Source organism: Sphingopyxis sp. J-6 (assembly GCF_046603995.1).
In the GTDB taxonomy this organism is placed as follows: Bacteria; Pseudomonadota; Alphaproteobacteria; order Sphingomonadales; family Sphingomonadaceae; genus Sphingopyxis.
The window spans coordinates 3,178,019-3,192,980 of the sequence record NZ_CP145810.1 but is presented as its reverse complement, the minus strand read 5'-3'; the positions used below and the strand labels follow the sequence as shown (position 1 = coordinate 3,192,980).

The window sequence follows — 14,962 nt, the reverse complement described above, 5'->3', positions numbered from 1 at the left end:
CTCAGGGCTGCTGCGTGTCGGTGGCCGGCGTCCACAGATCGTCGTTGCCCGCGCCGGTCACCGGATCGTCGAGCAGCGGCTCGCCGGTCAGCGGATCGAGGTCGCGCATCGTGATCAGCGATTGCGGCAGCGTGATACCGTCGTCGCCGTCGTCGTCGACCTCTTCCTCGATGACATCCTGCACCGGGAAACTGTTGTGATATTCGGGCTCGGGCACGGTCAGGCAGGCGCCGGTGTTGGCGATCAGGCAGCCGTTCAACCGCGATCGCTGGTCGAACGAGGTGGCCGGTGCCTGCCCGCTCGCGATGCCGTTGATCGTCAGCAGAGGGATCGTATCGAGCCCGGTGACCTGTCCCGACGGGCCGAGATGGACGCCGTTGATCACGATCCGCGTGTCCGTACCCGCGGTATCGACGTTTAGGCCGAGTGCGCCGAAGGTCAGGCCGCGGCGTTCGCCGAAGTCGCTGCCGCCGCTGTTCTGGACATAGAAGCCGCCGCTGACCCCCACATTGATGCCGCCCGCGAAGAGCGCGCCTTCGTCGCTGGTGATCCCGTCGTTCTGTGCCAGCCGGTCCTCGATCGTGTCGGTGCTGCCGGCCGCCGCGACATCGTCGATCGCCGCGAGCGTCGCGACGATCACGTCTTCGGAGGCGAGGTTCAACCGCCCGGCGGGCGCGCCGCTGCTGCTCCCCGAAAGGCGGATCGACGCCTCGCCCAGAATGATTTCGAGCGACTGGTCGGCGAAGATGTTGAGGGCGTTGTTGTCGCCCATGCCGGTCAGTGCGACATCGCCGACGACGCGCGCCGTCCCCGGCGTGGCGATCGTCAGCGATCCGTTCGTGCCGAGGTTCGAGGTCGACGACCCCGCGGTCATCGTGAAATCGTCGATCACCACATCGGGCGGCAGGGTGCCGATGAAGCGCCCGCCCGACCGGTCGACCGCAGGCGCGAAGATGCGGATGTCGGTGCCGTAAACGCGCGTCAACTCGTCGCTGTCGATATGATAGCCGTTCTGCGTGCCGGTGCCCCCGATGAAGGTCTGCACGCGATTGTCGATATTGCTGAGCTCGAGGCTTTCGGTCGTGCCGCCGGTGCCGACGCGGCCGGTAGCGCCGATCCCGATATCGGCAGAGGCGAGCGACATCGTCCGCCCCGTCACAGTGCCGTTCACCGTCAGCAGCGACTGTGCGGTTGCCGCGAGGGTTTCGTCGGCGGTTACGTTGCCGAGCGTCATCGTGCCGTTCGATGCAAGCGTTGCATCGCCGGCATCGAGGCGGGTCACGGCAAGGCTGCCGCCGGCGGACAGCCGCGCTTCGCCGGAGACCGTTCCGGCAGTGATGGACAGATTGCCGCCGGTGGTGACCCGGGCGTTGCCGCCCGCCGCCTGAAGCTGGCTGAAGATCAGATTGCCCGCGCCGTCGATCGCGACGCTGTCGCCGATGGCGCTGACCGGTCCCGCCGAAGCAAGGTTGCCGACCAGGATCGCCCCGTCAGCGCTGGACAGTCGGGTTGCGCCGCCGCTGCCCAGTGAGGCGGCGGCGATGCCGGCGGCTGCGTCGAGTGTCAGCAATCCGCCTGCTGCGGTCGAGGCGCGCGCGATGTCGATGGTCGACCCCGCCGACAGCGTCAGGTCGCGCCCGGCGCGCAGCGTTCCGCCCGCGATCGTGCCCGCCGTCTGGATCGACAGGTCTCGCCCGGCGGTCAGCGTGTTGACGGGGTCGCCCGCGGGGTTGGTCAATGTCGCAATATTGGCCGAGGCGGCGGTGATGATCACATCGCGTCCGGCGGTCGAGGGGCTGTTGACCGCGATCGCGCCGCTGGCATCGACGACGACGTCGCTCGCGGCGGCGAGGCCGCCGAGCGCCGCGCTGGCGCTCTGCGTCCGGATGCTGCTGTCGCCGCCGGTGAAGCCGAGGCCCAGCGTCGTGGCGCCGTTCAGCGCCAGCGTCGTCGCGGCGGTGAGCAGGATATCGTCGCCCGCCGACAATCCGCCCGCGTTGATCGCGCCGATGGTCGACGCCATGACGATATCGGCGCCGTCGGTGGCCGAGGTGCCTTCGCCCGACGCGATCGTGAAGCCGCTGGTGGTCGAATAGGTCAGCGCGCGGTTGTCGGCCCCGGCGCCGGTGGCGCGGACGTCCTGCGCGGTGATCGCGCCGTTGGCGCGCACGGTGACGTCGTCGCCCGCGGTCACGTCCGACAGGTTCGCGGTCGTCCCCGCGACGACGAGCAGATCTTCGCCCGCCGTGCCGGCGGTGACCGAAACCGCCTGTCCGGCATTGACGCCGAACATGCCGGCCGCGCCGCTGTCGGTCAGCGTCGCATTGCCCGCGGCGTCGACGAACAGGTTGCCGCCGTTGGCATTCGCCGATGCGGTGATATTGGCGGCCGAATCGAGGAAGATATTGTTCCCCGCGACATAGGTCCCGGTCAGATTGCCGTTGGCAAAGATCGAGATGGTGCCGGTAACATCGGCGCGGGCGACCGCAACCGCCCCGCCGCTGCCGATCGCGAAGAAATTGGCGGCGCCGGTCACCGAATCGGTGATCGCGATGCTGTTGCCGTTCATGTTGATGTCGCTGCCCGCGATCACCGTCGCCCCGTCGATCCCTTCGGCACCCGCCGCGGTGCCGTTCGCGGTGAGGTTGATCGTCGCCCCGGCATCGAGCGTGTTGAACGCAATCGATTGCGCATCGACAGTGATTGATCCGCCCGCGGTCGAATTGCCGAGATCGGACGCACCTGCGGTCGTGATGTCGATATTGCCGCCGGCGATGATCGAGTTGAGCCCGGTCCGGAAGCTGGTCGCGTTGACGACATAGTCGTCCGTCGCCTCGCCATGCGCGACGAAGACATTGCCGGTGAGGTTGATACCGACGTTGCTGCCGATTTCCTCGCCGTCGGGATTGTCGCCCGTCGCGTCCATGAAGGCGATATCGATGTCGCCACTGCCGTTGATGGCGATATCGTCGCCCGCGACCATGCGGTTGAAGCTGCCGCCGTCGGTGGTCGAGATGAAGATGTTGCGCCCGGCGTCGAGCGTCCCCGTCGAGTTGACCGCGCCGTCGCTGGCGATCAGGCTGATCGAATCGCTGCCGGTCACGTTCCCGACCGTGACCGATGCGCCGCGGATGTTGATCACGCTGGGCGTGATCATGTCGCCGGTCATGGAAACCGCGCCCGCGCCGACGACCGTGACCGGGCCGTTGGCGTTGATCGCCCCGGTGGACTGGACGCCGCCGCTCGTCGCGGTGATCCCGAGTTCGGCGGCATCGACCGCGATATCGCCAAGGTCGACCGCGCTACCTTCGATGCGCAGCGCAAGCCCGGCGTTGGCGTCGCCCGTCAGATTGACCGCCTGGTCGGCGAAAAGGAGGATGTTCCGGTCCGACGTGAGTGCCCCGCCGGTGATCGTCCCGCCCGCCGTCAGGAACATGTCGTCGCCCGACGACGCCGTGCCGACCCTGATGTTCCCGTCGGCGTCGAGCCGCAGCGTGAAGTCGGCTTCGATCCTGCTGTCGGCCGCGTGGCTGATATTTCCGGCGGCATCGAGGGTGACGCGGAAGCCGCTGATGTCGCCGTTCGCGACGATGCTGCTCGACGTGGCCGTGACGGCGATGTCGCCGACGGCATCGATCGTCTGGGCTGTCACCGACAGACCTTGCAGCGTGACATTGCCTGCCGACTGGGCGAGACCGGTAAAGGTCAGCGCGCCGCCGGCGGTGACGCCGATGTTGCTGCCATTGCCTTCATTGTCGAGCCCGCTGCCATAGCTGTAGGCGGCGCCGATCCGTGCGGTGCCGCCCGCATCGACACTCACGTCGTCGCCGGCATCGAGTTCGGCGATATTGACGTTGGCCGCGGCAACGACCGTTACGTCGTGCCCGGCGGCGAGCGCGCCGGTTGCCGATGCGGCGCTGGCCGAATTGACGCCGATGTCGGTGCCCGCGGTGACCGCGGTCAGATTGACGAGGTTGCCCGTCAGGCTGGTCGCCAGCCCCGATTGCAGCAGTCCTGTCGAGGATAAGGTGCCCGCCGCGCTGACGGTCAGATTGTCGAAGGCGTTCGCGCTGTTCGCGGCGACATTGCCGCCGGTCGAGATCAGAACGATGTTCGACCCGTCGGGGGACGAGGTGACAACGTCGAAACCGGTGCTGTAATCGATCGACTGGTTGTCGGGGCCGGTGCCGGTGGTGAGCAGGCCGGCCGCAGTGATCGTCCCGGGTGCCTGCACCGTCAGGTCGTCGCCCGCAGTCAGGTTGGTCAGGTTCGCGGTGGTGCCGGCCCGGACGAGCAAATCCTCGCCGGCGCTGACGCCGGTCAGCGTCGCGCTGCCACCGGCATTGACGCCATACATTCCTGCGGCATTGCCCGATGTCAGGGTGACGTTGCCGCCGGCATCGACGAACACGCTGGCCGCGATCGGGGTGCCGCTGCTCGAGCTTTCGAAGCCGGTTGCGCTGGCCGAACCGGTGACGTCGCCGCCCGCGTTCAGCGAGACACCCCGGAAGCCGTTGTAGGCGCCGTTGATGTCACCGGTCGCTTCGATGAAGATGGTATCGTTGGCATTGGCGGTGCCGATCGCGACCGCGCCGGCGCTGCCGTTCGCGACGATTGATCCGCCGCTGGCTACCGTGCCGGTGATTCCGATCTCGGTCGCATTCAGGCTGATATTGTCGCCGGCATCGATCGAGACGCCGCCGATGCCTGCGGCGCCGGGGACGGTGCCCGTTGCCGTTAGGAAGACCGTCGATCCGGCGTCGATCGCATTGAAGGCGATCGACTGGCCGTTCACCGAGACGAAACCGCCCGCGGTCGAATTGCCAAGGTCGACGGCTCCCGGCGAGTTGACGATGATGTCGCCGCCGGTGATGATCGAGTTGAGCCCGGTCTGGAAACTGCCGACGACGGCGGTGAAATCATTATCGGCTTCGGCATGCGTCACCGTCGTCGCCGCGGCGCTCTGAAGGAAGATGTTCGATCCGTCGATTTCGGAGTCGAGGCCGCTGCCATCGGTGGTCAGCGTGCCGAGCGTCAGATTGTTGCCGATGATGCTGATATCGTCACCGGCGTTGGCACTGCCGACGTCGATGAGGAACGAATTGATGGTCAGGTCGTCGCCGCTGGTCGACGAACCGACGCGCGCGACATTCTGCGAGAGGATGAGCGTCGACGTGCCCGCTTCGATTCCGTCGACATTGATCCCGCCGTTGGCGGCAAAGGCGTTGAGCAGAAGCGACGTCCCGGCGCTGAGCAAGCTGTCGGTCTGGGCGCGGATGCTGACCGCGGCGTTGATCGACATTGCGCCACCCGCCGCGATGGTCGGTGCGGTGCCGGTGCGGAAATCGTGGCGGATATCGATCTCGTCGGCCGCCTGCATCGTCAGGTCGCCGCCCGCCGCAACCGTCCCGGCCGCCTGCGCATAGACGCCGATCGAGCTGCCGGTGTTAAGCGACATCGCGCCGGTGGTCGTGATCGCGCCGGCATCGCCGTAAACGCTCATGAAGATGCCGGTGCTGGCGGTGTCGGTGTCGAGATTGGTCGGCGGGGCGAGGCCCAGCGCTTCGGCCGAGAGGCTCGCCATCGCGATCGTGCCTTCGGCGCGCATCTCGATGCGCCCGGCGCTGTCGCCGTTCGCGGCGATCGTCGTGGCGCCCAGGGCGATCCGGCCGGCTTCGCCCGGATTGCTGAAAGCTTCGAAACTGACGCGGCCGCCCGTCGTGCCGTTGCTGCTGCCGCCTGCGCCGTCCGCGCCGGTACCGGTCCCGGCGCCGCCGCTGCCGCTGACGCCTGCGGTCCCATCGACGGTGATATCCACCGGGACGCCGTTCGAGGTGATCGTGCCGCCGCTCGCGAGCAGGTGGACGGTGCCGCCGATCGCGCCGCCGCCGTTGCCGCCGTCGCCGCCCTGCGATCCGTCGGGGAAGGCGGCCGCCGATCCGTTGCCGGCGTTGCCACCGGTGCCGCGACTGCCGAGCGCCACGGTGCCGCTGGTATCGGGGCCGAGTAAGACGGTCGCGCCGCCGCTGGCGACGACTTCCAGCGCGCCGCCTTCGCCGGTGCCGCCATCGCCGCCGCGCGGGGCGACGGCGGGCGTCGCACCGAGAGGAAGCGCGCCATTGCCGCCGTTGCCGCCCACGCCGTCGGTGACGAAATTGGCCTGACCGACCGTCGCGCTGGCGCCGGCCCCTGTCGCTTCGATGCGCGCCGTCCCGCCGCGGGCGTCGCCGCCGCGGCCGCCGGTGCCATTGCTGCCGTCGGCGCCGTTGCCGCCGACCGCGCTCGAATCGACGGTGACGTCCAGCGTTCCCGCATCGAAACCGGTGACGATCGCTTGCGCGAGCCCGCCGATGGCAAGGCCGCCGTTGCCGCCCGAAAAGCCGCCGCCGCCGCTGCCGCCGATCCCCGCCGCCGAACTGGTGATGTCGCCGGTCACCGTCGCCGCGTCGGTGAAATCGATCGTCGCGTTGCCGCCGCGGCCCTCGCCGCCGTTGCCGCCGACGCCGGTGCCGACCGGGACGCCCGAACTGCTCGATGCAAAGACATTGCCGCCTTCGCCGCCGATACCGGCGGCATCGGCAAGGATGCTGCTGGTCGTTACCGTGCCCGTGGTGACGTTGATCGTCGCCGTGCCGCCCGTGCCGTTGCCGCCGGCGCCGCCGTTGCCCGGCGGATCGCCGAACGATGAAGCTGCAAATATGCCGCCCGTTCCGCCGGTTCCGGTCGCGTAGGCGGCGAGGATGCTGGCATCGACGGTTGTGCCATCGATGTTGATCGTCGCGGTGCCGCCCTGGCCGTCGCCGCCGTCACCGCTGGGCACGGGGCCGGCGGGGTCGAAGTCATTGCCTGTGGCGCCGTCGCCGCCGACGGCAACCGCGGAAGCGATGATATCGGCGCCGGTCAGCGTCCCGCCAAGCAGGTCGATGGTCGCATTGCCGCCAAGGCCCTGACCCGACACGTCGGGGGCGAAGCCGCCGAAGCCATTGGCGCTGACCGACATGTCGCCGACCGTTGCGTCGCCGCCGGTCTGGACATAGCTCGCCGCGCCACCGCGGCCGATACCGCTCGCCGAACCGACGCCGCCGCCATAGCCGTCGGCGGTCACGTTGATCGAGCTGGCGCTGAAGGTCCCTTGTGCGACGCTGATCGTCATGGTGCCGCCCTGACCGTCGCCCGTGCTTTCCGCCAGGCCCGGTGCGGCCTCGACATCGACGGCGGTCCTGCCGTCGGCACTGGCCTGTAGCGTGTCGAACGTCATCGAGCCCGGTGCCGTGGGATCGGCTAGCAGCTGAATCTGGATGATGCCGCCGTTGCCGGTCGTGCTGCTGGCCGGATTCGTGGCGCCACCCGACACGCCGCTGGCCAGCAGCGACGTCGTGGCACCCAGGGCAATGCTGCCGCCGCCGGCGGTGAGCTGGATTGTGCCGCCGCCGCCGACCGATCCGTCGGCGCTGATCCCGCCCAGCGCGCTGGCATCGATACTGGTGCCAAGGCTGATGTCGGTCCCCGCAATCTGCCCGCCGGCGGTCGCCTCGACATTGACGAAACCGCCTTGCGCCGCGCCGTTCGCACCGGAGACATTCGCGGTCCGGGCGCTCGCGTTCACGTCATATTGCGCCGCCGTCAGCGTGCCGCCGCGCGCGGCCAGCAGATTTACATTGCCGCCGGTGCCGCTGCCGGCGCTTGCGGCGATGACGTTGCCGAAGCCGCCGCCCGATGCGTCGACCACCACGCCGCCGGCGACGTCGATCGCGCCTGCATCCTCGGCCGAAACCGTGACGTTGCCGCCACGGCCGCTGCCCAGGTTTTCGCCGAACGCGACCGATCCTGCGGCGGACAGCTGCAGGTTTGAATCGATGTTCAGAGCCGCACCGTTATCGGCGGTGATATTGATCGTTCCGCCCGTCGCATCGCCCGTCCGCGTGGTCGGCGAGCTCGGCGACGAAGCTCTGCCGCTGCGGGCGTCGGCATTCACCATGAGCGTGGGGAAGGTGACCGCAACGAGCCCACTCGCCTCGACCGTCGCGGTGCCGCCGAACGCGTCGCCGCCTGCAATATTACCGGTGCTCTCTGCGCCGCCGCCGTTGGCGCTGACATTTAGGCTGGTGTCGCCGAGATCGACCGTGGTCGACGCATCGCCGGAAATGCTCAGCGTCGCCGATCCGCCGCGGCCGTCGCCGCCGTTCTGCGACTGGACTATCCCGAAATCGATCTGGAAATAGCTGCCGCCGCCTGCGCCGGTCGCGCTGATCGCCGTCGACAGTGCGTCGAAGGTGCTATTTGCGCCAGCAACCTCGATCCGTGTCGTCCCACCGGTGCCAGTGCCCGACTGGATATTGCCGACTTCGCCGAAACCGTTCGCGCTGACGGCAACCGGTCCGTCCGTTGCGGTCAATGCGCCGCCGTTCTGCACACTGATCGTTGCGGTTCCGCCGGTGCCGTTCCCGCCTTGATCGCCAGCGGTAAAGAAGGAGTCCGCGGGGCCAGGTCTGAACGCGCCGACGCCGTTCGCCTCGACGGATATATTGTTGCCGAAAGCCTGACTGGCGGTGCCGGTCGCGAGATTCGTTCCGGTCACGGTGAGCGAGGCATTGCCGCCGGCGCCGTCGCCTCCGGCGCCCGACGGATCGCGGCCGGCCACGCCATTGGCCGCAATGGCCAGCGTGCCGACTGCGGCGGCGGTGCCCCCGTTCGACACGGTCAGGCTGGCGGTGCCGCCGCTGCTGTCGCCGGTGGCGGCGTCGACCGCGCCATTGGCAAGGATCAACAGATTGTTGCTGGCGCCCAGTTGGCCGCCATTGACCGTCACGGTCGTCACCCCCGGCACGCCGTTGGTGCCGCCCGATTGGATGATCAGATCCCCCGTCGCGCCGACGAAACGGTTCGCGTCGACGGTGATCGTCGTGCTCGCGTCGCCGATGAAGGTGGCGTTGCCCTGCACCGAGATGCGGCCGACATGGGCAACGTCGGGGGTATCGAGGATCGGCGGCGGGATTTCGCTCAGCGGCCGGCCGACAAAGGCGCCGTTGGCGTGCGCGACGACGTCGCTGCGGAACAGCGTGTCGTTGACGGTGATATTGCCCGTGCCGGTCGCGACGGGCGCCGCGGCGATTTCGCCGTCGACGATATTATAGCCCGCCGACAGGCGCACCGCGCCGTCGGGGTCGACCTGCGCCGAGAGGGCGTCGTCGTAGCCGATCTGGCCCGAGACCAGCATCGTCACCGCGTCGTTCTTGGGAATCGCGACCATATAGATGCGGCTCTGGTCGGTATCGCCTTGCTGGTGCGCCGGGCCCGCCGTCACGCCGCTGTGGTCGATGACATCGCCATCGGCGGCGCCGACGGTGACGTTGATGTCGAACAGGCCGTTGTTGATGCTGATGTCGGCTTGTTCGGCGGCGACATAGGCGGTCGAACCGTCGGTGCGGACGGTGCCGCGCTGAACGATGCGCGGGGCGACCAGCGCGACATAGTTGCCGCCTGGATTGCCAGTGTTGAGGGCGTTGATCGTCGCGCCCTGCGCGATCTCGACCGTCGACGTGCTCGCGAGACCGCGGAAGCGGATTTCGCCGCCGGGGCCGAGCAGGCCGTCCGTCGTATCGATTGCGTTGGCGGTCAGTAGAAGGCTGCCGACGTTGATCGCCGCGCCATTGCCGATCAATATGCCGCCGGCGTTATAGAACCAGATGTTGCCGCCCGACAGGCCGGGGCTAGCGACAAAGCTGTTGACCGTCCCGTTAAGCGCAATCTGATCGGTGATCGACGTACCGGATACCGAGACGAAACGGTTGAGGACGATATAGCCTGCCGTGTCGCCGATGAAGGTGAGCGAATTCCCCGACGGCAGAAAATCGATCACACCATCGACCGGCGTGTTCGACGGCGTCCAGTTGATGATACTTTGCGATCCGTTCACACTGACCGTCGACGGGTTCGTGCCGGTGCTGTTGGTGGTGCCCGAAGGCAGCGTGGTGATCGTCCCCGATCCCGCGACCTGCGCGGCGGTCGGTCCGCCGTGCGCGAGGGCGATCAGGCTGGCCGCGATGGCGCAGCTTTCGAGCAGGCGCTTCCTGTCAGGGCGGACCGGCGACGGGGTGGAGATGGCACGCATGGCAGTCATCCTCGATGCAAAATTCACGTCAGCGCGCCCGCACGCCGAATTGGGTCGTCAGCGAAACCAGCAAGCGCGGGTCGGGCCGTTCGGTCAGGAAACCGGCCCGATTGAGCGGCACCGCGAGGGTCACATCGACGCGCGCGAGAGCGCCATAGGCGACCCGCACACCGCCGCCGGCCGAATAGAGTTTCTGCGGATTGAGGCCTGCGAAGGCGCGATCCTTGTTCCAGACCCAGCCGGCGTCGAAAAAGGCGAAGGGTTGGAATGCGAAGCTTTTGGTATTGGCGGGAACGAACGAACCGTAACGCGCCTCGAGTGCGATCCCGACGCCGCTGTCGCCGATGATCGTGCCGGGGTCGAACCCGCGTCCGACGGTGAAATTGCCGCCTGAAAATTCCTCGTAGGAGAGGAGCGGATCGCTCGCCCATTGCGCGCGCGGCGCCGCGGCCAGCGTGAACAATTTCGTCGGCCGCCATTCGGCGTTCGCATTGGCGCGGACGAGGAAAGCGTCGGGCTTGCCCTCGATACGGGTCAGCGGCACGCGGCCGGGCAGGAAACAGGCAGCGCCGGTCGGGCCGCAATCCTTGCTCGCGCCGAGTGCATTCAGCCCCTGCCGCGCTTCGACCGACGTGGCGAAGGAAAACCGCGGCTCGGCGGGGCTGTACCCGTTGCGGCCGGCGATCGAGGCGGCGTCGATCCAGCCCGCGTCGGCGCGCAGGTTGAGGACGCGCAGCCGGTCGCGGTTGATCGGGACGGGGCCGAGGCCGATGTCCTGGTCGATGATGTCGATCCCGCCGGCGAGGGTCAGCCGCCGCGCCTGCGTCAGGATGAGCGGATAGGCGGCGAACAGGCTGACGATCTGCGTGTTCGACTTGATCGGCAAGCCGGCGATGTCGGGGCGGGTCCAGGCATAAGTGTAATTGGCGCCGAAGCGGAGCCCGTCGCCGCCGACCCGGAACTCGTGCGCGAGCTGCAGCACCTTCTGTTCCTTGGGATCGCCGCTGGCATAGAAGCTCGCGGTGGTCAGGTCGCCCATGCCGGTCAGCCCGGCAAAACGGACGCGGGCGACGCCGCCCCAGCGGCCGACGTCGTGCGACCCGAAATTCTGGATATTGGCGTCGAACATAACCGGCGTTCGCGCCACCGTGACCTCGCCGACCACTTCGCCGGGCGCGATGCCGGGGCGCAGCGTCAACCGCGCGTCCATTCCGGGAATGTCGCGCGCGAGCAGCAGATAGCGTTCGGCATCGACGATGTTGAACACCGGCTGGTCGTCGAGCCGCGACAGGTAACGCTGGAGCAGCCCCTCGTTGGCGCCGGCATCGCCGCGCACCTCGATGCGCGTCATGCGTGCGGCGAGAATGTCGAGGCGGACAATGCCGTCGTCGATCGTCTGCGGCGGCACGCGGACCGCGGCGAGATAGCCGCGTGCGCGCAGCATCGTCGCCGCGCGGTCGCGAATGTCGCACACGACGGCAACCGGCACTTCCTGCCCGACGCGATCGGACCAGCTTGCGTCGAGCATCGCCGGGTCGATCCCGTCGACGGTGGAGAATTGCACGCTGCGGAGCGTGATGCGGACGTTCGAAAATTCGGGATTGGCGAGCGGGCAGGGCGCGCGCTCGATACTGTCGTCGGCAGTGACGATCTGTTCGCCGGGAGGCACGGCGGGGGGCAGGACCGGCTGCTGAATCTCCTCGCGCGTCGGGATTTGCGGCGTCGCCTGCGCCAGCGCTGCGCCGGGAACAACTACGGCCGCCAGCGCCGCCGAACCGGACAGGACGGCCTTCAATCGCCCGCTGCCGGCCTTCGCGTGATCCCCCAGATACCCCATCACCACCCCTTGTGTACGAACGCCCGCGCGATCGCTCGCGACGTGCCAATTCAGATGCCCTGCCGAACAGGCGGCAGCGCGAATTTATCGACCCAAGGAAAGGACTTACCGCTCAACCCGGCGGCTTGTTCGACTGGTATCAGATGCCCCCCGTCCGTTCAATGGGCACGATGGCTCAGCCCCCTGCGGTTTCCGATTCGGACATCGCGTCGACCAGCCGGTTGAGTTGCGGCGAGCAGCCCTTGGCGACCAGCATGTCGACCGATCCCTCGACGGTGTCGGGAACGCTGTCCACCTGCGCAAAGCGCACCCGCACCGGCGTCGGCAGACCCGCGCCCGACAGGCGATATTCAACGCCATATTGGACGGGCATGACGTCGGTCGGCCATTTGCGGAAATTGGCGCCGTTGACGAGCGCGACCTTTTCGATCTTGCCCGCCTGCTCGATGGTCAGCAGCTCTTCGGTATCCATGGTCGGACGCCACAGCAGCAGGGTCGCGGGGTCGGCGACGCAGAAAGTGCCGCCTTCGCGATAGTCGAGATACCAGAGGTTCGGCGCACGAATATCGGTCGGGACCGCGACAATGTCGCTGCGCGTCGCCCCGCCGCGCGAGCGCATCGTCGGGCTCTTGGCGATCATCCGCGTCACCGTCGTTCCCATCGACTGGCTGACCTGCACGGTGCCGGTCGCGCCGAAGGTGCCGGGACCCGACAGCGTGCGGGTCTTCCCCGCCTGCATCAGCACGACCTTGTCGCCGTTGACGAGCGTCACCTTGTCGGTCGACTTCAATTTCGTCCCGGTCGGATATTTGCTCGCCGACGGACCGGTCGAGCGGACGACCATCGACTGGGCGGCAGCGGTGCCGGCAACCGCGACCGCCATGATCGCGGCGGCGGCCATCCCCAGGCGGCGCATCGGCAGGTCAGGAAAGGGCATAGCTTTCTCCTTTTTCGGTCTCGTCCAGGCGTTCGATCAGGAACAGGACGGATGCATCCTGATCCTCTTCTTTCGCCAATGCTGTGGCGCAGGTCACATAAGCGTCCTTATCGCCCGCGGCGTGCGCGGCGACAAGCGCGGCGATGCGCGCGCGGCGTTCGGGCGACAGGTCGGGGCGCGGGGTAAAGGTGTCGACCGGCTGGGCGCGGCCGCGCAGCGTGACGCGCCCCATCGGCACCAGATCGTCGCGGCCCGACCGTGCCGCGGCCTCGGCCGAAATCAGCACCCCCGTCCTCAGGCTCTTATTCGCGGCCTCGAGCCGCGAGGCGGTGTTCATGCTGTCGCCGAGCGCGGTGTACTGGATGCGCCCTTCGCCGCCGAAGTTGCCGACGATCGCGTCGCCGACGTGAAGACCGACGCGGGTCATTCCCAGCGGTGGCACGCCTTCGGCGAGATCGATACGGAACTGCTCGCCTGCTTCATACATGGCGAGCGCTGCGGCGGCGGCGCGTGTCCCGTCGTCGGGACGGCTGAGCGGCGCGCCCCAGAAGGCGACGATCGCGTCGCCGACGAACTTGTCGATCGTGCCGCCATGGTCGAGCACGATGTCCGACAGGCGGTCGAGATAGGCGTTGAGCAGGCGCGCGACCGTTTCCGGCGTCGTCGCGTGACTCAATTTGGTGAAGCCTTCGAGGTCGGTAAAAATGCAGAAGATGTTGCGCCGTTCGCCGTGCAGCGACAATTGGTCGGGGTCGCGCATGATCTGCGCCGCGACGTCGGCGGGCAGATATTTGCCGAGCGCCGATTGCGCAAAGGCGCGCTGGCGCGACCCGACGGTGCGCGCCGCTGTGCCGACCGCAGCATAGCCGAACAGCCAGCCGAGCGCCCAGCCGAAGGCGGGGAGGGTGGTGGTGTCGATGCCCTGCCGCTGCAACCAGAAAGGCACGACGATGAAAAAGGCCATTTGCGCGATGAAGGCGAGGATGACCCAGCGCGGCCGCATGTCGATCAGGCTGGTCAGCCCGCCGGCCAGTACGACGAGGATGGCGAGCGCCCACAGCATCGGCGACGACAGCGGCGTCGCCCACGCTCCATCGAGCTGCTGCGCGAGCATCAGGGCGTGCACCTCCAGCCCGATCATCGTTTCGTGCTGGCCGGTCAGCGGATTGATGAAGCGGCTGAGCGGGGTGTTGAACTGATCGGTATCGATGATGTCGCCGCCGATCAGGACATAGCGGTCCTTGACCAGATCGGCGAAACCGGCGCGCGTTTCGGCGTCCATCGGCACCGCAAAGGCGTCGATCGGGATGTTCGCGAACACCGGTTCCTCCTGCCCTTCGGCAGCGCGGGCCGGGAGGAGATAGCGGATATTGCCCTGATAATTTGCGTGCGCCGCGTCGACCGGGGCGAGCGCATTGGCCATCAGCGGCGGCAGCTTCTTCGGCCGGTCGGGCCATTTGCGGATCACGCTGTCGTCGTCGGTGCGGAACAACACGCTCGTCGGCCGTGTCTTCGCCGTCCGTACATCGGCGTGCCACGCCTCGAGGAACTTCTGCTGTTCATAGAAGATGGTGTTGGGGTTGCTCTCCTGCTCGACATAGGCGAGCCAGGTCGGCGTCTTCATCGCGCGGAGCTGCGTTTTCAACAGGTCGTCGTCGGGGCGCGGCGAATCGAACAATATATCGATGCCGATCGCCTTTGCGCCCATCTGGTCGAGATTGCCGAGCGCGTTGGCGAGCAAGGTCCGGTCGAGCGGCGAGCGGATGCCCGTGTTGAACAATGTCTCGTCATTATAGGTGATCATGACGATGCGCTTGTCCTGTCCGACATGCGGCGCCATCGCGGTCGCACGCGCGTCGTAGAGGGCGCGCTCGGGGGCATTGATCAGCGGCATCTGCCAGCTCAGCCGGGCGATCGCCACGGCGGCGAGCAGCAACAGCAACAGTACCACCATCCGCGCCGGCCCGAGCTGCCGCGCGAGCTGACGGACACGCTTGCGCAGCGGCACCGCCGCCGGCCGGTCGGCCGGCGCCGCGATTTCGGGCGCGGGTTCGATCGCTTTGCTCGTCGCCATGGT

Annotated in this window: 4 protein-coding genes; all 4 read right to left on the bottom strand. The window is 68.0% G+C overall.

Annotation, left to right across the window (positions count from 1 at the left end; all coding sequences use genetic code 11):
- Position 1: 1 nt before the first annotated feature.
- The 4 genes from V6U71_RS15360 to V6U71_RS15345 all read right to left on the bottom strand — a co-directional run bounded on the left by V6U71_RS15360 (position 2) and on the right by V6U71_RS15345 (position 14,959).
- Positions 2-10,111 carry a hypothetical protein gene (locus V6U71_RS15360; RefSeq protein ID WP_411339266.1) on the bottom strand — a complete coding sequence of 3,370 codons (10,110 nt, stop codon included), beginning with the start codon at positions 10,109-10,111 and terminating at the stop codon, positions 2-4.
- A gap of 28 nt (positions 10,112-10,139) precedes the next feature.
- Positions 10,140-11,948, bottom strand: a complete 1,809-nt coding sequence (locus V6U71_RS15355; protein ID WP_411339265.1) for a ShlB/FhaC/HecB family hemolysin secretion/activation protein — start codon at positions 11,946-11,948, stop codon at positions 10,140-10,142.
- A 175-nt stretch (positions 11,949-12,123) separates the two neighbouring features.
- A complete protein-coding gene (locus tag V6U71_RS15350; protein WP_411339264.1) occupies positions 12,124-12,885 on the bottom strand; it encodes a hypothetical protein in 762 nt (253 codons plus the stop codon).
- Positions 12,872-14,959: a CHASE2 domain-containing protein gene (locus tag V6U71_RS15345; RefSeq protein ID WP_411339263.1), complete on the bottom strand. Its 2,088-nt coding sequence runs from the start codon at positions 14,957-14,959 to the stop codon at positions 12,872-12,874. The genes V6U71_RS15350 and V6U71_RS15345 overlap by 14 nt, the downstream gene beginning before the upstream one ends.
- Between the last annotated feature and the right edge of the window lie 3 nt (positions 14,960-14,962).